This window comes from Rhizobium sp. AN6A, assembly GCF_900215635.1.
Classification (GTDB): Bacteria; Pseudomonadota; Alphaproteobacteria; order Rhizobiales; family Rhizobiaceae; genus Agrobacterium; species Agrobacterium tumefaciens.
This window is the reverse complement of sequence record NZ_OCNC01000003.1, coordinates 1,103,926-1,128,276: the sequence shown is the minus strand read 5'-3', so window position 1 is coordinate 1,128,276 and position 24,351 is coordinate 1,103,926. Positions and strand designations below refer to the sequence as shown.

The following is a 24,351-nucleotide window of genomic DNA, read 5'->3' as shown; positions in this document are numbered from 1 at the left end:
GCTTATAAGGTGCCGCTCCCCAAAGTGTCAAGCGCATGACGCGCAAAAAATTCGCTTTCCACACGGCGGTGAAAACCGAATTGTTTCAGGCAGCAACCGGCTTTTCCAAAAGCGCCTTCAGCGAAGCCTCAGCGTCCACCGAGCGTTCCGAACGTTCGATGAAACCGCCACCGTAAACGCGGGCATCAGCGCCCGGTGCAGAATAGAGCACGCAGGCCTGACCGGGAGCAACACCCGCCTCGCCGGTCATCAGATCCACGTAGATGCCGTTTTCATCGGCATGCAACATCGCTTCGGTTGGCGGGCGGGTGGAGCGCACCTTGGCGAAGCAGGCAAAGCCCTGCCCGGCCTCGTCCGCAAGCGCGCCATCGCCAAGCCAGTTCATGTTGCGCAGATAGACACGGCGGGTCTCCAGCGCCTCCCGCGGACCGACGATGACCCTGCGGCCACGCGCATCGAGATGCACGACGTACAGCGGCTCTCCAGTCGCGACACCGATACCCCGGCGCTGGCCGATGGTATAATGCACGATGCCGTCATGGCGGCCGAGTACGCGCCCGTCCAGATGGACGATATCGCCCGCCAACGCCGCATTCGGCTTCAGCTTGTTGATGATATCGGTATATTTGCCCTGCGGCACGAAACAGATGTCCTGGCTGTCGGCCTTCTTGGCCACGACGAGACCCATATCTTCCGCCAGCGCGCGTGTTTCGGCCTTGGAGAGACCGCCGAGCGGAAACCGCAGATAGTCGATCTGCTCCTGCGTCGTTGCAAACAGGAACCAGCTCTGGTCACGATCGCTATCGATCGGGCGATAGAGCGCGCGGCGTCCCGGTTGGCCGGCAACGGGATTGGGACGCGAGCGGATGTAGTGGCCTGTCGCCAGCGCATCTGCGCCGAGTTCCTGAGCGGTGGCGAGCAGATCGGCGAATTTTACCGTCTGGTTGCAGGCGACGCAGGGGATCGGCGTTTCACCCATCGCATAGGCTTCGGCAAAGGGATTGATGACGGTTTCGCGGAACCGCGCTTCATAATCCAGCACATAGTGGGGAATGCCGAGCGTTTCGCAGACCCTGCGCGCATCGTCAATATCCTGTCCCGCACAGCAGGAGCCGGCGCGGTGCACAGCCGCACCGTGGTCGTAAAGCTGGAGAGTTATGCCGAGGACGTCATAGCCCTCGCGCTTGAGGATACCGGCCACAACCGAAGAATCGACGCCACCGGACATGGCGACAACGATCCGGGTGTCTTCCGGCCTCTTGTCAAAATCGAGCGTATTCACGTTTTTTCCCATCGTCAGTCATAACGGGGGTAAAGGCCCCGCCGCCTGTCGGTCATCCGCTGCGGGAGCCTCAGTCGAAAAAAGACTGTCCTGCCTCGCCAGCATACGGATTTAAGGGCTGCATATAGAAAGGAATGGCCGCGCACGCAAGTACGGGGCGGAAAACCGCCCCGTAAAGCCATCAGAGTGAGGTGGTGACCGGTTGTTAGGCGCCCGCTGTCTTCTGGCCGCTGCTGCCAATCCACTTGTCGCGTTCCCTCCACAGAGCCGGCAGAGCCAGCAAGCCTATCGCGGTGAGGGCAATCAGCGTCTTGCTGACCTGCGAAAGTTCGGCCGTACGGCCATCCAGATAATAGACGCCATAGACGATGGCCACATGCCAGACATAGACCTGAAGCGAATGGCGGCCGAGCAGCTGCAGGAATTTCAGCGAGAGCACCCAGATCACGCCCTCCGCAATCGAGCGGACGATCGGGCGGTGATGCTTCGGACCGGCAATCACCAGCCAGGTAAGACCCACCCCAACAGCAAGGAAATTGATGAGGTAGACCGGACCGAAATCGGCGCGGATTTCCATGGTGGAGAACTTGCCCATCACGAATTCCGGCATCAGGCCCCAGGCGGTTGCAATACGAAGCGGCATGAAAAACAGGCAGATGAGAAGTGCCGCCTTCGGAAGCCATGTTTGCTGCGGTGAGAAGATCGCCTTCCACGGAATGCGGTTCTGCGCCGTCATCGCGCCCAGCACCAGCGCCGAGTAGAACACAAGCTGCCAGCCGAGAAGGTTGAAGCTGACACGGATACCCTGCTCGTCGGCACCCTTGACGAGTTCATTGAGCGGCGTCGTCACAATCTGCTGAAGACCGAGCTGGCCGGCCATCCAGACCAGCAGCGAGCCTGCCATGACATAAGCCCATTTGCCGTCGAGGCAGAGTTTAACGAGGATGGGTGCGAACAGCATGTAAACGATGTACTGCGGCAGAATATCCATGAATGTCGGCTGGAAGAGGAATGTCGCAATCGCCGCCAGACGCAGCGGATCGTCGAACGATGTCATGCCCAGCCAGTTGTACCAGATATAGGGTGCATGCGGGATGACCATGCGGAAGAACAGCACGGCGATGACCAGACCCATCGCATAGCGATAGAGTTCCATCGCCCGGTTCCAGATCATCTGTTTGCCGACATCATAGCCATACTTCATCATCTTGCGGGCATAGACCATGCCGATCAGCAGACCGGACAGAAAGACGAAGCCCTGCGCGTCTTCCACGAAGGCAAACTGGCGGTGATTGATTTCCACCAGCCAGAAACCACCTGCAAACACCAGATGGTTGATCAGCATGAAGACGAGGAAGTAACCACGCATCCCGTCGATCAGGTCAAAGCGTTTCATCTCGATAGCTCTCCGTTCTCGCGGGCCGTGCATTGCCCGGCCACCCAGCCCGGCTTGCGGGAGGCGGGCCGGGAATTGGATTGTCAACGCTGTTTTGCGCCTGTGGTTCCCTTCCCAAAGCGGTTTAGAACCGGCGCGAAAAGTAACATTGACGTGTACGCATGCTGGTTAGGATGCGCGGACTGAACACCGGATGAATGAAAAACGGCAATTCCATGGAGCAAAAGAGCTATGCGCCAGCGCCACACCTCGACAAAGAGGGCGCAAACCCCTGCATGGCAGGGAAAACGCGGACAGACACTCGCGGGGCGATACAGATATCACCCGTTAGATTTATCAGTCATTTTTTGGAGAGTTGCGATCTGCCACCGCGATCACTGAAGTATCGACGAAAGACGATGTCGCGGCATCACGCATCGCGACACGCAAAAGCCCGGAGGTTAGTAAAACCTCCGGGCTGTTTCATTCAGATAAGACTACGCGTCGTCTCAGGCAGCGGCCTGAATGGCGGCGACCTGCCAGTTGTCGTTACCGCCACGGCGCACGAAGGTCCACATTTCCACCGCTTCGGACGGATGCTGCTCGTCCCCTTCGATCACCTTGCCGGAGGTGCGGTCGCGCATAATGTCGATGGCGGAGTAGCGCATGGCTACCGTCGCATAGTCCTGGCCCTCTTCGTGCCAGGCTTCGGCAACATCGCCCTGCAGCAGCGTTACGTCGCGCACGTCGTTTTTCACGCCGCTCGTCGCGTTGTCGCTCAGTTCCTCAGCAAGATAGGACATGGCTTCCGGCGTCGTCAGCTTGCGCAACGTGCCGTAATCTTCAGCCCCATAGGCAGCCTGAACATCCTGCAGCATTTTCTGGAAGACTTCGAGATCGCTCTGGGTAATGCCAATTTCGTCACCTTCGGACATTGCGTTGGCATGTGCCACCGGCTTTGCGGTTGCGGCAGTGGCCACAGCTGCGCCGCCCGCAGCACCGGCAAGCGCGCCGATCTTCGGAATCTTGAACGAGGATGCGGAAGGACCTGCCTGCGGGCCGCCATTAAAGGAGGAGCCGGAATGATCCGTGCGCTGCGATCCGCCTGCGCCACCGAAAGCCGGCTGGCCCTGACGGCGCGATGCGAAGAAACGCATGGCGAACATGACCAGAAGGCCAATCAGCGCCACCTGCAGCAACATACCGAAGAAACCGGCCATGCCGCCGAAACCGCCGCCCATAAGCATGCCGAACAGGCCACCCATCAGCAGTCCGCCCATCAAGCCACCCATCATGCCGCCAAACAGGCCACGGCTCTGCTGCGGTGCCTGCGCACCGGGACGCGCCGGCTGTGCAGCACCGGGCGCCGCCTGGTTCTGCTGGGTGTTCGGCGTCATGCTACGGTTGATCGGCGCGGTCTGGCCGGGGGCGGTGCTGGTCGACGGCGGCGCGGAAAACGTCCTTGTGCCGCGGCTACCGAAACCGCCGCTCGCACGGCGGGCCTCCGCCATATCTACGGCTACGAAAGATACCGCGATACCAAGCGCGGCGACTGCGAACAAACCTTTGAAGCGCCGAAAGGCAGCAAACATCACTATCTCCTGTTGGCCACCCTCCCATGAGCGGCGTATCAGCACGCGATATAGCAACTCATGATCATCATTTTTAGTATGCTCACCTTAAATTTTTCGTGATATGCAACCAAAGAGAGAAACACGCACATATTTCGGTGAAACCGGCGGTTCAGAAACAAAAAAACCGGCACAGGGTTTCCCCTGCACCGGCCCTTATTGTCCCCTTGGGAGGAACGATAGGTATCAGTCGATGTTGAATGTCAGCGGCCTGACCTGGCGGATTGCCGGGTTGGCGCGCAGCTTGTCCAGCACGTCTTCAGAAACCGGACCATCGACATAAAGAAGCGCGATGGCGTCGCCGCCTTCCTTTTCACGACCGAGCTGGAAGTTGGCAATGTTGACGCCAGCCTCACCAAGCGTGGTGCCCATGAAGCCGATCATACCGGGAACGTCGGTGTTGGTGATGTAGATCATGTGCGATCCAACATCCGCATCCATATTGATGTTCTTGATCTGGATGAAGCGCGGCTTGCCATCCGAGAACACCGTGCCAGCAACCGAGCGAACCTGGTTTTCAGTCTTGACCGTCAACTTGATGTAACCGTCGTAAACGCCGGTCTTGTCACGCTTGACCTCGGACAGGATGACGCCCTTTTCCTTGATCATAACAGGCGCGGAAACCATGTTCACATCCGCAACCTGGCTGCGGATAAGGCCTGCCAGCAACGCGCTGGTCAGCGCCTTGGTGTTCATGTTGGCGGTTGCGCCATCATAAAGGATTTCGATTTCCTTGGTGGCGCTTTCCTGTACCTGGCCGACGAAGGAGCCGAGAACATCCGCCAGACGGATGAAGGGCTTCAGGCGCGGTGCTTCTTCCGCCGTGATCGATGGCATGTTGATGGCGTTGGAGACGGCACCCTTGACCAGATAATCCGACATCTGCTCGGCAACCTGAAGCGCAACGTTTTCCTGTGCTTCCGTGGTCGAAGCGCCGAGATGCGGCGTGCAGACGACATTGGGAAGACCAAAAAGCGGGCTTTCGGTGGCAGGCTCGACTTCGAAAACGTCAAAGCCTGCACCGGCAACATGGCCGGACTTGATGGCGTCGGCAAGAGCCGCCTCATCCACCAGACCGCCACGGGCGCAATTGACGATACGCACGCCCTTCTTGGTCTTGGCAAGGTTTTCGGCATTGAGGATGCCGCGTGTCTTGTCGGTCATCGGCACATGCAGGGTGATGAAATCGGCCTGCGCCAACAGCTCATCCAGCTCAACCTTCGTCACGCCCATTTCCTGCGCGCGTTCCGGCGACAGGAAGGGATCGTAGGCCAGAACGTGCATTTTCAGGCCAAGTGCGCGCGAGCAGACGATGGAGCCGATGTTGCCGGCACCGATGACGCCGAGCGTCTTGCCGGTGATTTCGACACCCATGAATTTCGACTTTTCCCACTTACCCGCCTGCGTGGAGCTATCGGCAGCCGGAAGCTGACGCGCGACGGCGAACATCAGCGCAATCGCATGTTCGGCAGTGGTGATAGAGTTGCCGAACGGCGTGTTCATGACGATGATACCGCGGCGCGAGGCGGCCGGGATATCGACGTTATCGACGCCGATGCCGGCGCGGCCGATGACCTTGAGATTGGTCGCCGCTTCGATCAGCTTTTCGGTCGCCTTCGTGGCGGAACGAATGGCAAGACCATCGTAATTGCCGATGATTTCAGCCAGCTTGTCCTTGTCCTTGCCGAGTTTCGGCTGGAAATCGACTTCGACGCCACGATCACGGAAAATCTGGACGGCGGTTTCCGACAGTTCGTCGGATACGAGTACGCGAGGTGCCATGGTTCAGGGGCTCCTTGAAAAACGGTGCAGTTTTAAAAGCGGGAAATCGGCGGCCCTGCATCAACGCAGGGCCGGTATCAAAATCAGGCGGCAGCCCTGGAAAGGGTTGCCTTCTGCGTCTGGTAGGCCCAGGTGAGCCAGGGCATAACGGCTTCCATATCGGCCGTCTCGATGGTTGCGCCGGCCCAGATGCGCAGACCGGACGGTGCGTCACGGTAAGCGCCAATATCGAGGGCGACATTTTCCTTTTCGAGCAGGGCAACGATGCCCTTGGCGAAATCGGCCTGCGCAGCAGCATCCAGCGCCTGTACGTCGGGATCGACGATCTTCAGGCAGACGGAGGTGTTGGAGCGGGTTTCCGGCTTGACGGCCAGGTTGGCGATCCAGTCGTTCTTCTCGATGAAGTCGTAGATGACCTTGGCATTGGCATCGGCACGGCCAATCAGCGCCTTCAGGCCACCAAGGTTCTTCGCCCACAGCAGCGCGTCGATATAATCCTCAACGCAGAGCATGGACGGTGTGTTGATGGTTTCGCCGGTGAAGATGCCTTCGATGAGCTTGCCGCCGGAGACCATGCGGAAGATTTTCGGCAGCGGCCATGCCGGCGCGTAGCTCAGGAGACGCTCGACAGCGCGCGGCGAAAGGATGATGACGCCGTGGCCACCCTCGCCGCCCAGAACCTTCTGCCAAGAGAAGGTTACGACGTCGAGCTTTGCAAAGTCCATATCCTGCGCGAAGGCCGCCGAGGTGGCGTCGCAGATCGTCAGACCGTTGCGGTCAGCAGGAATGAAATCGGCATTGGGAACGCGGACACCGGAGGTGGTGCCGTTCCAGGTGAAAACCACATCGCGATCGAAATCGACTTCTGCCAGGTTCGGCAGCAGGCCGTAATCGGCCTCCAACTTGCGTACGTCCTTCAGCTTCAGCTGCTTGACGACATCGGTAACCCAGCCGGCACCGAAGCTTTCCCAGGCAAGCATATCGACGCCGCGTTCACCGAGCAGCGACCAAAGGGCCATTTCAACGGCACCGGTGTCGGACGCGGGAACGATACCGATGCGATAATCGGCGGGAACATTGAGAATTTCACGGGTGAGATCGATGGCCTGCTTCAGCTTGGCTTTGCCAACCTTGGCGCGATGCGAGCGACCGAGCGGTGCATCGGAGAGAGCATCTAGCGACCAACCGGGACGCTTCGAGCAGGGACCAGAAGAAAAATGCGTATTGCCCGGACGGAGGTCCGGCTTCACTATATCTGTCATTTGACTACCCTTTCAGATAGGCGCCTCTCGTTAGGGAGAGGTGTCCTGACGCCGTTGCTATTCCTCTCACCGGCCTCCGTCAAGCGGAATATGTCGCTACGCATGAGAATTTTAGTCCATATGCGTCATGCGACCAATTGGATACCGCTGAAAACAAAAACCGCCCGCACCCGAGGAGGATGCGAACGGCCTGAAGCTAACAGTCCGGCGTGACGTTTATTTATAAACGGCAGGCTGCAGCGGAATATCGGCAGGCGGCATGTATTGTGCGGTGTCGCAACCGTTGAAGACATAACGGCCGCCGACGCGCACTTCATGCGAATAGAGACCCTTGTCGCGGCCCGGGCCACCATTGTTCTCGTAGGAGAACATGTCGCCCTTGTTGATCTGGCGGAAGCGATAGCCGATATCGGCTTTGAGATTACAGGTAACGTCGATGGAGGCACCAGCCATAAGGGCGTAGGCGAAGCGCCACTTGCCCCTGCCGCCGTGTTCGGTGGTCGGGTCGCAGCCGAGGCCGTTGGTGCTGCATGAAGTATTGCGCAGCTTGTCCCACTTGACGTAGGAGCCACCAATACCGCCGCCAACATAGGGTGTGATGCGGCCATAGGTGCCGAGATCGACGTAGGCGTTGGCCATCAGCGTATAGGCACGCAGCGAACTAAGGTCCGTCGAGACACAGGGACCGGGGACGGAGCCGCAGCCACCGATGGTAGAACCACGGAAGTCCGATTTGCCCATGTAGTCGAAGGTCACGTCGCTGCGGAAATAGTTGTTGAACTGATAACCGACACCGGCACCGATATTATAGCTGTCATCGATCTTTGCGGTATCGAAATCCTGCAGATAACCGCCGGGGCCGCCCTGATAATAATGGGCGCCGCGAAGCTTGTTAAAGGAATAACCGACGTCGCCGCGCAAATACCAGCCGCTCGCCTGTGTTATCTGCACCTCGGGTGCCTCCACATAGGCAGGTGCAGGTTCAGCTTGATAAAGATCGGCAGCGAAGGCGCTCGTGCCGGTCATCAGAACGGCCAGAATGCCGGCCAAAGCGTTTTTCATGACTTCCACTCCAGAAGAGGCACCTGCCGTTGCGGCAGCAAATGCCAGTGAACTGTTCAGTCACGGAGATTGGCGTAAAATGGTTAAGTCCCGATTAACCACGATCATTCACTATATTTATTAGGCAATACTCAAAGAAAAAGCCGACTCGAGAGCCGGCTTTTTCTTTTCACTTGGTAGCGCAATTTATGCAGCCGAGCGGGCATTGGTGATGACGCCGACGAGATCGTTGACGATCTGCTCCACCTTCGCACTATCGTCGCCCTCCGCCATGACGCGGATCAAAGGCTCAGTACCGGAAGGGCGGATGACGAGGCGGCCATTATTGGCCAATGCGCTTTCCGCATCGGCGATCGCCTGCTGCACGATCGGATTTTCCAATGGCTTGCCGCCGGAAATACGGACGTTCTTCAAAAGCTGCGGCACCGGCTCGAACTTGCGGCAAACCTCGCTGACGGTAAGGCCCGAACGTTTGACCTTGGCGAGAACCTGCAAAGCTGCCACCAGCCCATCGCCAGTCGTGCCGTAATCCGACAATACGATGTGGCCGGACTGCTCACCGCCGACGTTGAAATTGTGGTTGCGCATATGTTCGACAACATAACGGTCGCCCACCTTGGTGCGGGCAAGGGTGAGACCCTTGTCGCCAAGGAAACGCTCAAGACCGAGATTGGACATCACGGTTGCGACAATGCCGCCACCACGCAGCGTATTGTCGGAAGCCCAGCTATCGGCAATCACCGCCATGAGTTGATCGCCATCGACGATCTCGCCGCGTTCGTCGACGATGATGACACGGTCCGCATCGCCATCGAGCGCGATACCGATATCGGCCCGCACCTCATGCACCTTTTTCTGCAGGGCTTCCGGGTGGGTGGAGCCGCATTCGAGATTGATATTGATGCCGTTCGGCTCGTTGCCGATGGTAACGACTTCGGCGCCCAGTTCCCAGAGTGCTGCGGGAGCCACCTTGTAGGCAGCGCCATTGGCACAGTCGATAGCGATCCTGAGGCCGCTCAGCGTCACATCACGCGGCAGGGTACGTTTGACGAATTCGATATAGCGGTAGATATCGCCATCCACGCGCTTGGCGCGTCCGATCTCGCTCGGCTTGGCGAGCTGGGCATAGAGATCCTTGTCGAGAAGATCTTCGATTTCCAGCTCAAGCTCGTCGGAAAGCTTGTATCCGTCGGGTCCGAAAAGCTTGATTCCATTATCGGAAAATGGGTTGTGCGACGCCGAGATCATTACGCCGATATCGGCACGCAGCGAGCGGGTCAGCATGGCAACGGCGGGGGTTGGAATGGGCCCGAGCAGGAAGACATCAAGGCCGGCCGCGGTGAAACCTGCGACCAGCGCGTTTTCCAGCATGTAGCCGGAAAGCCGGGTATCCTTGCCGATCACGACACGATGGCGATGATGGCCCCGGCGGAAGATCGTTCCGACCGCAATGCCCACACGCATCGCCAGATCCGGCGTCATGGGGAAGACGTTCGATTGTCCGCGGATACCATCGGTTCCGAAATAACGGCGTGCCATTTGAACTCCAAATCTTTCGGGCATTCCGGCATAGCATAAAACTGCCGGAAGCGTTTTTGGCTAAATGCCACAAACCACGATAAACAGCACGTAAATTACCGCAAAAATGGCTTATATCTTGTTACCAAACTGAAAAGGCCACCCGGAAAACCGGATGGCCTTTTTCAATAGTCTTCTTGGTCACGCAATCAGTGCGGCTGGGGCTCCATGCCGCCTTCAGCCTCGCCGTCGCCCTTGGCTTCGCCGTCACCCTTGACTTCGCTTGGGCCGTCCTTCTTGGTGCCTGCTTTCGGAACAGCCGAACCACGGCTGCCAGGAGAATCGTCACCCAGATCGCGGGCGGGCTTCTCGCCCCTCAGCAAAGCCTTGATCTCGTCGCCAGTGAGGGTTTCGTATTCCAGAAGACCCTCGGCAATAGCAACGAACCCGTCGTGATTGTCCGTCAGGATACGACGTGCCTCTGTATAGGCCTCGTCGATCAGACGGCGGACTTCGGTGTCGATCGTCTGAGCCGTTGCCTCGGAGACATTCTTGGACTGCGAGACGGAATGGCCAAGGAAGACTTCCTGCTGGTTTTCACCATAGGCGACCTGTCCGAGAGCGTCGGAGAAACCCCATTGCGTTACCATGGCGCGGGCAAGCTTGGTGGCCTGTTCGATATCCGAAGATGCGCCGGAGGTGATGTTTTCCTTGCCGAAGGTCAACTCCTCGGCAACGCGGCCACCCATCATGATCACCAGACGCGACACCATCCATTTGTAACTCATGGAGTAGCGGTCACCTTCAGGCAACTGCATGACCATGCCGAGTGCACGGCCGCGAGGAATAATTGTCGCCTTGTGAAGCGGATCAGCCAAAGCAACCTTCAGCGCGGTAATCGCATGCCCCGCCTCGTGGTAAGCGGTCAGTTTCTTTTCCGCTTCGGTCATGGCGGAGGAGCGGCGTTCCGCACCCATCATGATCTTGTCCTTGGCGTCCTCGAACTCCTGCATGGTAACCACGCGCTTGTTACGGCGGGCGGCCATCAGGGCGGCTTCGTTGACGAGGTTCATCAGGTCAGCGCCCGAGAAACCGGGGGTGCCACGGGCCAGAACCTTGAGATCGACATTCGGAGCCAGCGGCACGTTGCGAACGTGAACCTTGAGGATGCGCTCACGGCCGACGATATCCGGGTTCGGCACGACGACCTGACGGTCGAAACGGCCGGGACGCAGAAGTGCGGGATCGAGAACGTCCGGACGGTTGGTGGCGGCGATGAGGATAATGCCTTCATTTGCCTCGAAGCCGTCCATCTCGACCAGCAGCTGGTTCAGCGTCTGTTCGCGTTCGTCATTGCCACCGCCGAGACCCGCACCGCGATGACGACCCACGGCGTCGATTTCGTCGATGAAGATGATGCACGGCGCATTCTTCTTGGCCTGCTCGAACATGTCACGCACGCGGCTTGCGCCGACGCCGACGAACATTTCCACGAAGTCAGAACCGGAAATGGTGAAGAACGGCACATTAGCTTCACCCGCGACGGAGCGCGCCAGTAGCGTCTTACCAGTACCTGGAGGGCCGACCAGCAGCACGCCGCGCGGGATCTTGCCGCCGAGGCGCTGGAACTTCTGCGGATCGCGCAGGAATTCCACGATTTCCTCAAGGTCCTGCTTGGCTTCGTCCACACCTGCGACGTCGTCAAACGTCACGCGGCCATGCGCTTCCGTCAAAAGCTTGGCTTTTGACTTGCCAAAGCCCATCGCGCCGCGCGAACCACCCTGCATCTGCCGCATGAAGAACAGCCAGACGCCGAGGATGAGGAACATCGGCAAAAGCGTGCCGAGATAGCTCAAAAAACCGGAAGAACCGTCGCTCTCGGGACGCGCGACGATGGTGACGTTCTTGCTCTGCAAGCGCTCCATCAAGCTGTCGTCGATCACGGGGGAATAGGTCTGAAAGGCCGTGCCGTTTTCGGTATAGGTTCCGAGAACCCGGTTACCGGTGACGGTCACGTCGCGAACTCGCCCGGAATCCACATCGCGAAGAAACTGGGAATACGGAATTTCCCGCGAACCCGTTTGCGTCGGCGAAGTCTGGAACATGCTGAACAAAGCGATCAGCAAGAGGGCAATCACGGCCCACAAGGCGAAATTTCTGAAATTTGGGTTCATCGAACTCCCCGAACTCACACGGACATGTTTGCTGCCCGCTATTACTCGCCCCTAACATAAGGACGACATATGCCGTTGCCAAGGCAAAGGGCGTTATCTGATGCGTTTTGGTGTAAAAACTATTCCAAGGCAATTCACGAAAAAGAGGCCGGATTTAAACCGGCGGCTGTGGATAGGCCACACGGCCGAATAAAACCGCGATGGCATTCGCCAACTCAAGGTCGAAGCGCGGCAGAAAAAGATCGAAGGGGGCAAGCCTCGGCACAATACTGATGGCGCCCTCTGGAGAGGCCCGACCGGGAACCAACGCGGTGATTTGCGGCAAGATCGCCATCGCCTGTTTTGCAATCCCTGGCGGCACCGCTGGAAAAAGTGCTGCCGCATCCGCAACGCCACCCGTCCTGCCCGCCGCAATATTGACCGGAAAAGCCGATATGTTTTTCACAAGAAGACGATCGTCCCAAAGGCCCTGCCCACCAGCCTCGACTTGCAGCTCCGGCACATTCCGGTGCTCGCGGAAAAGATAAAGCCCGTCCTTTCGGCGATCGAGAAGAACGCGGCCAACCGTTATCCGTCCGTTCTCGCCAGTTTTGAGAAACTGCAACACCCGATCCATGCTGCTGGCCGCCGGGAAATAGGCCCTTCCACCGAGATTAGCGATGAGAACCGCTAGCCCGTGCCGAAATTCGGGAAGATCGGGCATCAGGCCTTCAGCCGACAATCTGGCGAGCGTGGCGTGAAAGACTTCTACGTTTTGTTGGAGGAAAAAGGCGGTTTTCTCTGAATATGCCTGTCGTTTGACAGCGGCCTGCGCATCCAACGGCGGCGGAGAGTCGGAAAGCGACTGCCGCACACGAACCCGCTCGTAGCGCGCGTTGTCATTGCTCGGGTCGTCAAACCAGCCACGCGAGCGAGATGATACGAAATCGCGGATTTCCTGTCTTTCACAGATCAGGAACGGCCGCATGATCCAGAGGCGTCCATCGTATAGGACAGCGTCTGCCATGCCGGCGAGGCCGAGATTTTCGCTGCTGCCGCTTCTTGCGGCACGCATCGCCACGGTTTCCCGCTGGTCGCCAAGAGTATGCCCCGTCACGACGACATCGGCTCCAATGTCGCGCGCAACGTCGGCAATCAGACTATATCGGGCAAGACGGGAGGCTTCGGAAATGCCGGAAGCGGGTTTGGGGCCATTCCATTTGCGCACGGCATGCGGGATACCGAGTTCCGCGCAGAGCAAGGAGACCTTGTGAGCCTCATCAGCGGATTCCGCCCTTAGGGCATGGTCGACCGTGACGGCGGAAAGCTGCACCCGGTCGGGGCCTGCCTCCGCCCTCGCCTCATGCAATGCCAGCAACAGACCGGTGGAATCGCTACCGCCGGAGATTGCGATGAGAATATGGACGGGTTTGCGAAGATTTTCGACGAAGGACCTTGCCGCAGCGAGCGGCGCAACCGTCTTTTCGTTCAAAATGCGGACATCAACCGGCATGGAAAGACCGCCGCCATGGCAGGAGAAAGATCAGCAGCTCAGCCGCTTCTGTTCGCTGGCAACCTTGTTCAGCACAGTCTTTGAAGCACTGGGATAACGCTTCGGCACTTCGCGCAGCGTGGCGCAGGCGGTCTCGGTGTTGTCCAGAGCTGCAAGCGACATGCCGAGCTTCATCAGCATTTCCGGCGCTTTCGGAGACTTGCCATAGGTCTGATGGCCGTTCAGGAAGGTTTTTGCGGCCTCGTTGAACTTGCCCTGCGAATATTGTGCCTCGCCCAGCCAGAAGCTGGCATCAGCGGCCTTGGTGCCCTTGGGGTAACCCTGGAGATATTGCTGGAACCCCTGCTCCGCCAGCTTGTAATCGCCGGAAAGAACATGGCCGTAAGCAGCCTGATAGATATCGCCCTCGCTGGTGAGTGCTGCGGTGTTGACCGGATCGGTCTTGCGCGAACCGTTGCCGGTGGTAACGCCCGGAAGGCTGCCGGAAGAATTGTTGGCACCCTGGTTCAATGAGCCGCCGATCGGCATGCCCTTGGAATCAAGCTCGATGGAGCCAAGCGTCGTCTCTCCCGGTGCACTCGTCGGCGCGTTGGCGGAAGCGGACGGCGAAACGGAAGCGCCACCCTGAGGTGGCGTTTCGATGATCGTTGCAACGTCGTCGCTCGGCGGAGCGGCCGGAGTGGCCTCCGCCTTCTTTTTCGGCGCGGTGGTACTCGCGCCTTTGCCACCTTCCAGTTCCTGGAAGCGGAATTCATTGTCCTCCTGCGCCTTGCGGATCGTTTCCTGCATCTGCAAAAGCTGGAAGCTCATTTCTTCGATACGGCCGTTGAGCTGCCGGATCTGTTCTTCAAGCTGCTGAACCTTATAGGCTTCATTGGCCTGAACCCGCACAATTGGGACCTGCTGAGAGTTGACCGTGCCGAAGCTACCCCCCGCACCAAACAGCGGACCTGAAACGGCTGTGCCGCTCAAGCCGGTGCAGGCTGCAAGCCCCAGCATTCCCGCCACGACAAGTTTCTTCATCTCATTTGCCCTGCCTTAACTGATTTGCACCGGAATGGCGCAAGCCGGATTTTTTCCATATCAACCGAAAAAGCAACTTAACTTCGGCCAAACTATGAAAAAAACGAAAGGCGGCCCATAGACCGCCTTCCATTCGAGATCACAAAAGCGTCAGGCGATTACATGCCTGCGCCACCGAGAACCGTCACAGCGCGGCGGTTCTGCGACCAGCAGGAAATGTCGTCGCAAACGGCGACCGGCTTTTCCTTGCCGTAGGAGATCGTCTTCATGCGGCTTGCCGGAACGCCCTGGGAGGCCAGGAAGTCACGGGTTGCAGCGGCACGACGGGCGCCGAGCGCCAGGTTGTATTCACGCGTACCGCGCTCGTCGGCATGGCCTTCGACGGTGATGGCGTATTTCGGGTAACGGGCAAGCCACTGTGCCTGGCGCTGCAGCGTCTGCTGCGCGTCTGCACGGATGGAAGTCGAGTCCGTATCAAAGAAGATGCGGTCGCCAACATTGACCGTGAAGTCCTGCTGGGAGCCGGGCGTCGCAGAGCCCGCACCGCCGAGACCGAGCTCACCGGCGCTGTTCGGCATGTTCTTCTTGTTCGCGCAGCCTGCGAGAGCAAGAGCGAGCGTCATGGCGATAACAGCCGGATTACGGGCCAGTTTCTGCATCGGGCTGAGTGCCGAAGTGTGTGTACGGCTCATCGCCGGTCTCTCCTTGGGATTGCAATAACGTTGCCAGACACTAACGGATCGAGGTTAATAGCCGACAAACGCTTATGGTTAACAGAAAGGAAACGTCCCACTTTTTTGCTCCCTCACAACACTTTGCGGCAAGAAAGAGGCAGTTTCCCGTACGGCATGTGTAAAAACATAACGGCGCCGGTTGGGCCGGCGCCGTCATGGCAGTCAATATCAGTCCAGAAGCGGCGACCAGGCCGGGTCCGAAGCGAAGGTGGGAGTCTTGATCAGTTGTTCGTTGTAGCCGGTCAAGTCGATCGAATAGAGCTGCGGACCGCCGGCACCAGCGTTCTGGCGGAAGAACATCAGCACACGGCCGTTCGGCGCCCATGTTGGGCCTTCATTATGAAAGCCGCTAGTCAGAATGCGCTCACCGGAACCGTCGGTTTTCATCACGCCAATCGAGAACTTGCCGCCCGATTGTTTGGTGAAGGCGATCAGATCGCCGCGTGGCGACCAGACCGGCGTGGAATACGACCCGTCGCCGAACGAAATACGCTGCTGTCCTGAACCATCGGCATTCATCACGTAAATTTGCTGACGGCCGCCACGGTCGCTTTCAAAGGCAACACGTTGCCCATCCGGGGAGAATGACGGTGCAGTATCGATCGCGGACGTGTTCGTCAGGCGCGTCGTGGTTCGTGAGCGCAGGTCCATGGTGTAGATATTGGCGTTACCATCCTGCTGAAGGCTCATGATGACCTTCTGGCCATCCGGCGAGAAGCGTGGCGAGAATGTCATGCCGGGGAAATTACCGACCACTTCGCGCTGTCCGGTTTCCAGCTGCAGCAGGTAAACGCGCGGCTGCTGGCCTTCAAACGACATGTAGGTGACTTCCTGACGGTTCGGCGAAAAACGCGGCGTCAGGACGATGTCGTTCGAATTGGTCAGGTTGCGGACGTTGAAGCCGTCCTGGTCCATGATCGACAGCTGACGCTTGCGGGCCGTCTTGGGGCCGCTTTCGGAGACGAAAACGACGCGGGTATCGAAGTAACCCTTTTCACCGGTGACGCGCTCATAAATGGCGTCCGCGATGATGTGGGCGACACGGCGCCAGTTTTCCGGCTGCGTGAAGAACTGCTGCCCGGTCATCTGCTGGCCTGCGAAAGTATCCCAAAGGCGGAACTCGGCACGCAGACGGCCATCGCTTTCACGCGTCACGCGGCCCGTTACGAGTGCCTGCGCGTTGATAACCTTCCAGTCCTCAAAACGCGGCTGCTGATCCGGGTTGGCGATTTTTTCGATGAAGGCACTCTTGTTGACTGGCGCGAACAGGCCGGAACGCTGCAGATCGGCAGCAATTACGGCCGACACCTGCGCGCCGATGCCGTCACCCGAGATGAAGTCGGTTATGGCGATGGGCAAGGGTTCAACGTTACCCTTGTTGATGTTGATTTCCACCCGCGCAAAAGCCGGTGCGGAGAAAACCGACATAAGGGCCGCGACAGCGAGCACCAGCCGGATCGGCGAAAATATCTTCATGTTGCCAGGCCTTTCAGCATTCATAGCAATTCACTGGGATCGAAATTCACTACGACTTCGTTCCATGCATCATATTTGTCGGCAGGAAGGTTCGTGAACGGAGCAGAGCGCATGATGGCGCGATAGGCACCACCGGAAAGGGCGCGACGCGTTCCCTCGGAACCGCCCGTTGCTTCGATCTCGGGCCGGCCGATGATGGATCCATCACGGTCAAGCTTCATGGTGACCCGAACGCGAACGTCCGAGGCATCCGCCATGCCGGGAATGATCTGCCAGTTTTTCTGGATCGCGCCACGTAGCGCATCCATTTCCGTCTGGCTGAGCGTCGAACCGCCCGTCGTCTTTTTGCCGCCAAGCGACGCAGTCTCCGTCGAGCGCTTTGCACCACCACCGGAGGGCGCCTGCTTGTTCAAAAGCGCGGCAACATCGTCAGCGTTAAAATCGCTTTCCTTCGACGAGGCGGATTTCGCCGTTTCCTGCTTTTTCTCACCCGGCTTCTTGTCGGAAGGCTTGTCCGTGGACTTTGCCTGATCGGGCTTGGTCTCTGCAGGCTTCTCAGCGGGCTTCTGCTCGGCAGGTTTGGTCTCAGCCTGTTTCGGCACCTCAGGCTTCGGCGGCTCCGGGCGGGAATTCGGGCGCGGCACGTTCGGCGGCACGGGAATTTCGGCCGGTTCCTGCTGCACCGGCGGCGGCTCTTCCGCTTTCGTTTCCTGCGGCGGCGGCTCCGTCTTCGGTTGCGGCGCGATCTCGGGCTTGGTCTGCGGCAAGGCGGCCATTTCCTGCGGCTTCGGAGCCGAGGTCTCTTCCTTGACTATTTCCTTCACCTCGTTCGCCTTGGTGTCGACGACCGGCTGCGGCTTTTCCTGCTTTGGCGGAGCGGCCGCACTGATATTGTCGTTCGGCTTTGTAGTAGGTGTCGGCGGCGCTTCTATATCGGCCACGTTGTTGCCGACATTCTGGGCGTTCGGGACGATATCCGGACGCGTAGTCGGAACCGGGGCCGACTTTTCCGCTTTCGGCGCGTTCTTGTCGCCTTGCTGGATCTGGCTCAATTCCTCGATTGGCACCAGCTCCACAGGCAGGGCCTCAGCCTGCGACACGTCAAGAGGCTCCGGCGAGCCCAGGGAAACGAGGGCGAAAGCCAGAAGCGATGCGTGCACGATCGCGGATGTGGTAAGGCTGCCCTTCATCGCTGACGTCAATTGTCCTGTTTCTGCTGGGTCACAAGGCCGATATTCTTGAAGCCCGCTGCCTGGATACGCGCCATCACGTCGGCGACGACGCCGTAGGCGGCAACGGAATCCGCGCGCACGAAGATGCGTTCGTTATAACCTGTCGTGGCGATTGCCTGCAGCTTGTCGGCCACCTCGGCCGCCTGGATTTCCGTTTCCTGCAAATGGATCTGGCCATTGGCATTGACGGAAATCGTGATCGGCTGCGTGTCCGAATTCAGCGCGTTGGCAGATGTCTGCGGCAGGTCGATCGGAACGCCGACCGTCATCATCGGTGCGGCCACCATGAAAATGATGAGCAGCACGAGCATGACGTCAACCAGTGGCGTCACGTTGATTTCGCTGATCGCGCCGCCCCTGCGACGTCCGCCGCGCCCACGGCGTCCACCGGAACCGCCGCTGCTGCCACCTGCTGACATACCCATAACATCTACTCCATTTTGCCTTGCGGCAAATTACTGCGCGGCGCGCTTATTGGGCTGCCTGCCGCGTCTGAAGTTTTTCATCGATCTGGCGCGAAAGGATCGCGGAGAACTCGTCGGCGAAACCTTCCATGCGAGCGGAAAGCTTGTGCGCGTCAGCCGTGAACTTGTTGTAGGCGATAACCGCCGGAATAGCCGCGACAAGACCGATGGCCGTTGCCAGAAGCGCTTCGGCGATACCCGGCGCCACGACCGCAAGGTTGGTGGACTTCGAACCGGCAATCGCCTGGAACGAGGTCATGATACCAACGACCGTACCGAAGAGGCCGATGAACGGACCGGCAGAACCGATCGTCGCCAACGAACCGAGGCGAGCCTCGTATTGTTCGCCTTCACGAGCAATCGTCACGTCCATTGCCCGGTCGATACGCATTTGCAGACCGATGGGCGAACGGGCGCCGCGTTCAAATGATTTCTTCCACTCCCGCATGGCGGAAACGAAAATTGCAGCGAGACCGACATTCTGGCGTTCTGCCAAAGTGCGGTAAAGCTCCTCGAGCGACTGGCCAGACCAGAAGACCTGTTCGAACTGGTCGAACTGGCGCTTTGCCTTGCCGAAGCTTACGTATTTGTCGAAGACGATCGCCCACGTCCAGACCGAGGCGGCGATAAGTCCAATCATCACGAACTTCACGATGAGGCCCGCCTGCATAAACAGCGCCCAGAGACTTACATCGTGCGTCGCCGCTGCCAAACCTGCCTGTTCCATAAATATCCAATCCCCGAATCCAAACGCCCGGTACGGGACCGGGCGATTCAAACGCGTGTTAACGCTCGAAGCTATGCAGCAACAGCCGCAAACCCCTTTGCCATACCCCGATACTTGCCAGTAAGCCTTACTTGCCAATAAATTTGGTGAAAGGAAGGCGTGCGCCGCACAAATGCCAGTTGCTAAAGTAAGACACCATTATGGTTAAAGGAGTGTTACAACCGCGCCACGTCTGATGGATTTACTGGACCAGCCCCGAACTTACTTCAGGAATTTTTCGGCCACCGTCTCCGGAAGGCGCCTTGGCCGGCCATTGGCATTGATGACGGCGATGATGACCTTGGCGGCAACAAGCAGCGTTTCGCCGCGCCGGATTTCCTGATTGAGCACCATTTTTGCGCCCCCGGCCTTTTCGGTAAGGGTGGTGATCGTCAACACATCATCCATCCGGGCCGGGCTCTTGAAATCGATCTCCATACGATGGACGACGAAAACGAGACCCTCCTCGTCGGCGGTCAGGAGTGCGCTTTGCTCGCAGCCGAGGCAACGCAGGTAGTCGGTTCGACCGCGCTCGAGAAAATGCAGATAGCGCGCGTGATAAACGAGGCCGGAAAAATCCGTGTCCTCATAATAGACCCGCTGGGTCAGGCGGTGCCCATGTTCGATGAGTTCGCCGGAAAGCGAAACCACAAGCTCGCTCATGATATCTCCTTGGAAAGTTCGGCCGCACCTGAACGACCTTCGCGGACGATAAGATGCTCGTGGCGCTGAGGCAGCATCTCGATGCGCTCAGCAATGAAACGGGGTCTGAGATCGTGTTCCAGCAGCGCGGAAGGCTGCGCGGGCAGCCAGCGGAACTCCACCTCGACGCCATCCAGCACGCGATGCACTATATCGCTTTCATGGAACGGCAAAGGCTGGCGCAGCGAAACCAGATAATAAAATGCCAGTTCATGCGCGGCATAATCATCATAGGCGAAAAAATTCTCCGCCGACCAGAGAAGACGCTCGACGGCGCAATCCCGGTCAAGCTCCTCGCCGATCTCGCGGATGATGGTCTGCTCGGAGCTTTCACCGATTTCCGCCCGCCCGCCCGGCAGGGCCCAATAGCTATCCTTGGCGCCACGCTGGACGAGAAGATAGTTGTCGTGGAAAATCAACGCCGCCACACGCATGCTGAACAGCTGCGGCTTGCGGTCCAGCCGGATCATATGGCGCTCAGGGGCAGAAGTCATTTGGCGTCCAGGTCGCCGTCATACCAGACAAGGTGTCTTGTGGTCTCAGGCAGGCGTTCTATTTCATCCGCGATGAAATAGGGCGGAATATCGAGTTCGGTCAATGCCTCACGGGTCGCGGCGACCCAGCGAAACTCGAGCTCGTTATCGCCATCCTGAACGCGATGAATGATATCCGTCGGGTGAAAGGCAAGGGTCTCCGGCAAATCCATCAGGTAATAGAAACCGAGTTCGTGCCAGTCCTTACCCTCATAGTGGAAAAAATTCTCGACCGCCCATAAAAGCCGCCCGACCTTCGCTTCGACGCCAAGTTCCTCGACCATTTCGCGCGCCAGCGTTTCTTGGGAGCGCTCGCCCATTTCGGCGCGGCCACCCGGAAAGGTCCAGAATTTCTCATGGGACGCGCGGTGCACCAACACGTGGCCATCACGAAACGCCAGCCCCGCAACGCGCATCTGGAAAATGCGCTTTGGCTTGAATTTCATGCGAATGCGGGTGTCCTGCGTTTTCGTATCTTCTGTCATTAACTGAACCTGTCGGCTGGAAACATCAAATCGGTTTCCGTCCACCCTAACGCATCAATCTCGGCTTTTCTTGCCTTTGCGTCGTCTCCCACAATGAATTCATCCAGTTGTGGCGGCTTGATCATGGTGCCGGACAACATGGCATGCACCTGCCCGCGATGATGCGTCTGGTGCTGGAAGAGATGGGACAACACATCGTCGCATCGATCCCGCTGGATGCGTGTTCCACGATGAATATTGACGATGGCAGCGAGGCCGTCTTCATCCCGCATATCGACAAAATCGATCAGTTCTTCGTCCAGTTTCGCTTGGGCAGCATGCAGCTCCGCCATGGTGTCGAAAGGTTCTTCCTCGTCAAAAGCGGCAAGGCCGAGCGTCCCACCTTTGACAGCGTCGATATAAAACAGGTCAACGGTGTAGATGTGGTTCATGGTCGCCCGAAGGGTTGGAAAGAAGCTGACGCGAGCGGCAACAAATTCCTCCTGCAACAGCTGAAGACAAGCCTGATGCAACCTTAAATTAGCCAGCCGGTTGTTGCGCGCGAGTTTGCGGAAAACCCGCATCGGATCGTAGGCCATCGACGTCCCCTCTCATGGCGCCTGATAACGGCGCTTTTCAATCGACGTGTTCAAGCTCGGACTTGCTCTTCAGAACCTTCGCCCCATCTTCCTGTTCGATAAGATAGGCGGGTTCGTCCTTGCTGGCCTTGCGCTTTATCGTGGAACCGGAAATCGTTTTTTCGACATCATCAGTAAACGTCTCGACGATTTTTCCTTCGCCGGTTCCGTTGCCCATTTCCAGCGAACCTTCGTACCCTTGCGATATCCGGACATCATCATTTCCTGACCAAAGAAAATCAAATGCGAAAGCGCCGGGCTTGTTCCCTCAATCCTCTTCCAGCGTCAGCCGGAATTGCGCCGCCTCGAGATCTTTAGGCGGCTGCATGCCCAGATGTTTCCAGGCAGTGCCTGTCAGAACGCGGCCGCGCGGCGTGCGCTGGATGAAACCCTGCTGGATCATATAGGGTTCTATGATGTCTTCGATCGCATCACGCGGCTCCGACAAGCCAGCGGCGATGGTCTCGATACCAACAGGGCCGCCGCCGAAATTGACCGCGATCATGGTCAGATAACGCATGTCCAGCTGATCGAGGCCCATTTTGTCGACAAGCAACCGCGTCAGCGCTTCGTCGGCAATCTCACGGGTGACGGCTTCCGCCCGTGCCACCTCAGCGAAATCGCGAACCCGGCGCAAGAGCCGTCCGGCAATGCGCGGTGTGCCGCGTGCACGCCTTGCTATCTCGCGTGCGCCATCGTCGGTCATGTTCAGACCCATCAGCCGCGCGCCGCGCCGAACGATCAGTTCCAGCTCATCGACAGTGTAGAAGGCCAGACGGACAGGAATGCCGAAGCGGTCGCGCAGCGGCGTTGTCAGCAAACCGAGACGCGTGGTCGCGGCAACGAGGGTGAATTTGGAAAGATCGATCTTCACCGAGCGGGCCGCCGGCCCCTCACCGATGATGAGGTCGAGCTGGAAATCCTCCATCGCCGGATAGAGGATTTCCTCGACTGCCGGGTTGAGACGGTGGATTTCATCGATGAAGAGCACATCGCGCTCCTCGAGATTGGTCAAAAGTGCGGCGAGGTCGCCAGCCTTGGCGATCACCGGTCCGGAGGTGGACTTGAAGTTGACGCCAAGCTCCTTGGCCATGATCTGCGCCAGCGTGGTTTTGCCGAGACCGGGAGGCCCGACGAACAACACATGGTCCAGCGCCTCGCCACGGTTCTTTGCGGCCTCGATAAACACCTTGAGATTGGCGCGAGCCTCGGCCTGGCCGGTAAAATCGTCCAGCGACTGCGGGCGCATGGTGGTGTCGATATCTTCACCGCGCTTGTCCGCCGAAATCAGTCTGTCCGCATCGCTCATAGAGGGCATTCCATTGTTCTAAACCAATTCAAGAGATGGTCTTCGCCGCTATATCACGACTGTCGCACGAAGGCGCTTCACGAAATTCAGCATCGCACCCGGCTTCGTTCGCTTGCTGCGCGCAGCTTAGCGTGAAAGTTCGCGCAGGCCGAGCCGGATGAGTTTGGCACTGTCGCCGCCCTCCCCGCCGTTCTTCAGCGCGGCCGCAACGGCATTTGCGGCCTGATCGCGTGAATAGCCGAGATTGGTAAGCGCCGACACGGCATCCGCCACCGGCGCGGAGGCGACACCCTCGCCAAGTTCCTGCTTGAGCCCGATGGAAGCCGAAGCTTCTCCTGCAAAGGCAGGCGCCTTGTTGCGAAGCTCGGTAACGAGGCGCACCGCCACCTTCGGCCCGACGCCCGGCGCACGCGAAATCATCACCTTGTCCTGCAGCGCTATCGCATTGGCGAGTTCAGAAGGCGACAGGGTAGACAAGACGGCCAGCGCCACTTTCGAACCGACCCCCTGCACGCTCTGCAGCAGATTGAACCATTCCCGCTCAAGTGCCGACAAAAAGCCGAAGAGCCTCAGCTGGTCTTCGCGCACATAGGTTTCGATGAAGAGGACGACCGCTTCACCAGCGGAACCTATTTTCGAGAGTGTGCGCGCCGAGCAATAGGCGACGTAACAAACGCCGTGCACATCCACCAGCACGTAATCCGTGCCGATTTCCTCGATGGTGCCTTTAAGTTTTCCAATCATGATGCCGCCCGCTGCAATGAGACTTCAATATTCAACCGGCCGCCAGCAGCCGCGCCATCCTGTCGCCGCCGCGATTATGGGCGTGGCAGATTGCGATCGCCAAGGCGTCCGCTGCATCGTTACCCTTGAATTCTGCTTTCGGCATCAGGATTTTCAGCATCATGTGGATTTGCTGCTTTTCGCCGTGCCCAACACCAATTACGGCTTTTTTGACCGCGTTCGGCGCATATTCGAAAACAGGCAACCCTGCCCGCGCCGGGACAAGCATGGCAATGCCCCGCGCCTGACCGAGCTTCAGCGTGGCGACAGCGTCCTTGTTCACGAAAGTCTGCTCCACCGCCGCCTCATCGGGCTGATAGCTGTGAACGGTATCCGCCAGCCCGTCATGCAGCTGGCACAGGCGGGAGGCGAGATCCATATCACCATCCGATGTCACCGTGCCGGACGCGACAAACCGAAGGCTGTTGCCGAAGGTTTCGATGACCCCCCATCCGGTGCGCCGCAACCCGGGGTCGATACCGATGATTCGAATCGTCTTTTGCATAAGCCACCCTATCTTTTCGGCTGCGACCCTGCCAGCGATAAGTGAACAAAACGACAACATTGATCAAATTTGCAGTGCAGCATTTACCTCTGCTTAAACCGCGTACCGCATTGTTCCCGCACAAAATCAAAAAAGGGGAGCTGC

23 protein-coding genes are annotated in these 24,351 nt (G+C 58.5%); all 23 read right to left on the bottom strand.

Features of this window, described 5'->3' with window-relative positions; all coding sequences use genetic code 11:
* Window positions 1-85: 85 nt before the first annotated feature.
* Window positions 86-1,282, bottom strand: a complete 1,197-nt coding sequence (mnmA, locus tag CRO62_RS09105; protein WP_097099930.1) for a tRNA 2-thiouridine(34) synthase MnmA — start codon at window positions 1,280-1,282, stop codon at window positions 86-88.
* 205 nt (window positions 1,283-1,487) lie between these two features.
* Entirely contained in the window at window positions 1,488-2,678 is a 1,191-nt protein-coding gene (locus CRO62_RS09100; protein WP_097099929.1) for an OpgC family protein, read from the bottom strand.
* A 488-nt stretch (window positions 2,679-3,166) separates the two neighbouring features.
* Window positions 3,167-4,249, bottom strand: a complete 1,083-nt coding sequence (locus tag CRO62_RS09095) for a Tim44 domain-containing protein (RefSeq protein ID WP_097099928.1) — start codon at window positions 4,247-4,249, stop codon at window positions 3,167-3,169.
* Window positions 4,250-4,474: 225 nt separating this feature from the next.
* A complete protein-coding gene (gene serA, locus CRO62_RS09090) occupies window positions 4,475-6,070 on the bottom strand; it encodes a phosphoglycerate dehydrogenase (RefSeq protein WP_003511378.1) in 1,596 nt (531 codons plus the stop codon).
* 83 nt (window positions 6,071-6,153) lie between these two features.
* Window positions 6,154-7,332, bottom strand: a complete 1,179-nt coding sequence (locus CRO62_RS09085; protein ID WP_097099927.1) for a phosphoserine transaminase — start codon at window positions 7,330-7,332, stop codon at window positions 6,154-6,156.
* A 216-nt stretch (window positions 7,333-7,548) separates the two neighbouring features.
* Window positions 7,549-8,394 carry an outer membrane protein gene (locus CRO62_RS09080; protein WP_097099926.1) on the bottom strand — a complete coding sequence of 282 codons (846 nt, stop codon included), beginning with the start codon at window positions 8,392-8,394 and terminating at the stop codon, window positions 7,549-7,551.
* Window positions 8,395-8,580: 186 nt separating this feature from the next.
* Window positions 8,581-9,933: a phosphoglucosamine mutase gene (gene glmM / locus CRO62_RS09075; RefSeq protein WP_003511381.1), complete on the bottom strand. Its 1,353-nt coding sequence runs from the start codon at window positions 9,931-9,933 to the stop codon at window positions 8,581-8,583.
* Window positions 9,934-10,121: 188 nt separating this feature from the next.
* Window positions 10,122-12,086: an ATP-dependent zinc metalloprotease FtsH gene (ftsH, locus tag CRO62_RS09070; protein WP_013761814.1), complete on the bottom strand. Its 1,965-nt coding sequence runs from the start codon at window positions 12,084-12,086 to the stop codon at window positions 10,122-10,124.
* Window positions 12,087-12,240: 154 nt separating this feature from the next.
* Window positions 12,241-13,578 (bottom strand): tRNA lysidine(34) synthetase TilS, encoded by a 1,338-nt coding sequence (gene tilS / locus CRO62_RS09065; protein WP_097099925.1) that lies wholly within the window; start codon window positions 13,576-13,578, stop codon window positions 12,241-12,243.
* A gap of 30 nt (window positions 13,579-13,608) precedes the next feature.
* Entirely contained in the window at window positions 13,609-14,601 is a 993-nt protein-coding gene (gene ybgF / locus CRO62_RS09060) for a tol-pal system protein YbgF (protein ID WP_154963538.1), read from the bottom strand.
* Window positions 14,602-14,759: 158 nt separating this feature from the next.
* Window positions 14,760-15,293 carry a peptidoglycan-associated lipoprotein Pal gene (gene pal, locus CRO62_RS09055; RefSeq protein WP_003511386.1) on the bottom strand — a complete coding sequence of 178 codons (534 nt, stop codon included), beginning with the start codon at window positions 15,291-15,293 and terminating at the stop codon, window positions 14,760-14,762.
* A gap of 210 nt (window positions 15,294-15,503) precedes the next feature.
* The gene (gene tolB / locus CRO62_RS09050; protein ID WP_003511387.1) at window positions 15,504-16,811 is read right to left on the bottom strand and encodes a Tol-Pal system beta propeller repeat protein TolB; all 1,308 of its coding nucleotides are present in this window, start codon (window positions 16,809-16,811) and stop codon (window positions 15,504-15,506) included.
* 20 nt (window positions 16,812-16,831) lie between these two features.
* Window positions 16,832-18,001, bottom strand: a complete 1,170-nt coding sequence (locus tag CRO62_RS09045) for a hypothetical protein (protein ID WP_097099924.1) — start codon at window positions 17,999-18,001, stop codon at window positions 16,832-16,834.
* A gap of 8 nt (window positions 18,002-18,009) precedes the next feature.
* Window positions 18,010-18,468, bottom strand: a complete 459-nt coding sequence (tolR, locus tag CRO62_RS09040; protein WP_003511389.1) for a protein TolR — start codon at window positions 18,466-18,468, stop codon at window positions 18,010-18,012.
* A 46-nt stretch (window positions 18,469-18,514) separates the two neighbouring features.
* A complete protein-coding gene (gene tolQ, locus CRO62_RS09035; RefSeq protein ID WP_003511390.1) occupies window positions 18,515-19,234 on the bottom strand; it encodes a protein TolQ in 720 nt (239 codons plus the stop codon).
* A 261-nt stretch (window positions 19,235-19,495) separates the two neighbouring features.
* On the bottom strand, window positions 19,496-19,936 hold the full coding sequence (ybgC, locus tag CRO62_RS09030) for a tol-pal system-associated acyl-CoA thioesterase (protein WP_003511391.1): 441 nt from the start codon (window positions 19,934-19,936) through the stop codon (window positions 19,496-19,498).
* A complete protein-coding gene (locus CRO62_RS09025) occupies window positions 19,933-20,469 on the bottom strand; it encodes an NUDIX hydrolase (protein ID WP_076845448.1) in 537 nt (178 codons plus the stop codon). The genes ybgC and CRO62_RS09025 overlap by 4 nt, the downstream gene beginning before the upstream one ends.
* Window positions 20,466-20,993 (bottom strand): NUDIX hydrolase, encoded by a 528-nt coding sequence (locus CRO62_RS09020; RefSeq protein ID WP_097099923.1) that lies wholly within the window; start codon window positions 20,991-20,993, stop codon window positions 20,466-20,468. Before CRO62_RS09020 ends, CRO62_RS09025 begins: the two co-directional genes overlap by 4 nt.
* Window positions 20,993-21,571: a DinB family protein gene (locus tag CRO62_RS09015; RefSeq protein WP_097099922.1), complete on the bottom strand. Its 579-nt coding sequence runs from the start codon at window positions 21,569-21,571 to the stop codon at window positions 20,993-20,995. Before CRO62_RS09015 ends, CRO62_RS09020 begins: the two co-directional genes overlap by 1 nt.
* A gap of 37 nt (window positions 21,572-21,608) precedes the next feature.
* The gene (locus CRO62_RS09010; protein ID WP_323455483.1) at window positions 21,609-21,788 is read right to left on the bottom strand and encodes a DUF2945 domain-containing protein; all 180 of its coding nucleotides are present in this window, start codon (window positions 21,786-21,788) and stop codon (window positions 21,609-21,611) included.
* A 90-nt stretch (window positions 21,789-21,878) separates the two neighbouring features.
* Window positions 21,879-22,919, bottom strand: coding sequence for a Holliday junction branch migration DNA helicase RuvB (ruvB, locus tag CRO62_RS09005; RefSeq protein WP_003511396.1), 1,041 nt, complete (start codon window positions 22,917-22,919; stop codon window positions 21,879-21,881).
* A 126-nt stretch (window positions 22,920-23,045) separates the two neighbouring features.
* Window positions 23,046-23,663 carry a Holliday junction branch migration protein RuvA gene (gene ruvA / locus CRO62_RS09000; protein WP_003511397.1) on the bottom strand — a complete coding sequence of 206 codons (618 nt, stop codon included), beginning with the start codon at window positions 23,661-23,663 and terminating at the stop codon, window positions 23,046-23,048.
* Between the two features lie 31 nt (window positions 23,664-23,694).
* Complete coding sequence (gene ruvC, locus CRO62_RS08995) at window positions 23,695-24,207, bottom strand: crossover junction endodeoxyribonuclease RuvC (RefSeq protein ID WP_003511398.1); 513 nt, start codon at window positions 24,205-24,207, stop codon at window positions 23,695-23,697.
* Window positions 24,208-24,351 lie beyond the last annotated feature (144 nt).

Bases quoted from the DNA above. Each gene is read 5' to 3' on its own strand.
- tilS (WP_097099925.1), bottom strand. From the start codon at position 13,578: ATGCCGGTTGATGTCCGCATTTTGAACGAAAAGACGGTTGCGCCGCTC.
- tolQ (WP_003511390.1), bottom strand. From the start codon at position 19,234: ATGGAACAGGCAGGTTTGGCAGCGGCGACGCACGATGTAAGTCTCTGG.
- ruvC (WP_003511398.1), bottom strand. From the start codon at position 24,207: ATGCAAAAGACGATTCGAATCATCGGTATCGACCCCGGGTTGCGGCGC.
- CRO62_RS09010 (WP_323455483.1), bottom strand. From the start codon at position 21,788: ATGGGCAACGGAACCGGCGAAGGAAAAATCGTCGAGACGTTTACTGAT.
- tolB (WP_003511387.1), bottom strand. From the start codon at position 16,811: ATGAAGATATTTTCGCCGATCCGGCTGGTGCTCGCTGTCGCGGCCCTT.
- CRO62_RS09100 (WP_097099929.1), bottom strand. From the start codon at position 2,678: ATGAAACGCTTTGACCTGATCGACGGGATGCGTGGTTACTTCCTCGTC.
- serA (WP_003511378.1), bottom strand. From the start codon at position 6,070: ATGGCACCTCGCGTACTCGTATCCGACGAACTGTCGGAAACCGCCGTC.
- CRO62_RS09095 (WP_097099928.1), bottom strand. From the start codon at position 4,249: ATGTTTGCTGCCTTTCGGCGCTTCAAAGGTTTGTTCGCAGTCGCCGCG.
- ftsH (WP_013761814.1), bottom strand. From the start codon at position 12,086: ATGAACCCAAATTTCAGAAATTTCGCCTTGTGGGCCGTGATTGCCCTC.
- pal (WP_003511386.1), bottom strand. From the start codon at position 15,293: ATGAGCCGTACACACACTTCGGCACTCAGCCCGATGCAGAAACTGGCC.
- glmM (WP_003511381.1), bottom strand. From the start codon at position 9,933: ATGGCACGCCGTTATTTCGGAACCGATGGTATCCGCGGACAATCGAAC.
- tolR (WP_003511389.1), bottom strand. From the start codon at position 18,468: ATGGGTATGTCAGCAGGTGGCAGCAGCGGCGGTTCCGGTGGACGCCGT.
- CRO62_RS09045 (WP_097099924.1), bottom strand. From the start codon at position 18,001: ATGAAGGGCAGCCTTACCACATCCGCGATCGTGCACGCATCGCTTCTG.
- CRO62_RS09020 (WP_097099923.1), bottom strand. From the start codon at position 20,993: ATGACAGAAGATACGAAAACGCAGGACACCCGCATTCGCATGAAATTC.
- CRO62_RS09085 (WP_097099927.1), bottom strand. From the start codon at position 7,332: ATGACAGATATAGTGAAGCCGGACCTCCGTCCGGGCAATACGCATTTT.
- CRO62_RS09080 (WP_097099926.1), bottom strand. From the start codon at position 8,394: ATGAAAAACGCTTTGGCCGGCATTCTGGCCGTTCTGATGACCGGCACG.
- ybgF (WP_154963538.1), bottom strand. From the start codon at position 14,601: ATGAAGAAACTTGTCGTGGCGGGAATGCTGGGGCTTGCAGCCTGCACC.
- ybgC (WP_003511391.1), bottom strand. From the start codon at position 19,936: ATGAGCGAGCTTGTGGTTTCGCTTTCCGGCGAACTCATCGAACATGGG.
- ruvB (WP_003511396.1), bottom strand. From the start codon at position 22,919: ATGAGCGATGCGGACAGACTGATTTCGGCGGACAAGCGCGGTGAAGAT.
- ruvA (WP_003511397.1), bottom strand. From the start codon at position 23,663: ATGATTGGAAAACTTAAAGGCACCATCGAGGAAATCGGCACGGATTAC.
- CRO62_RS09015 (WP_097099922.1), bottom strand. From the start codon at position 21,571: ATGGCCTACGATCCGATGCGGGTTTTCCGCAAACTCGCGCGCAACAAC.
- CRO62_RS09025 (WP_076845448.1), bottom strand. From the start codon at position 20,469: ATGACTTCTGCCCCTGAGCGCCATATGATCCGGCTGGACCGCAAGCCG.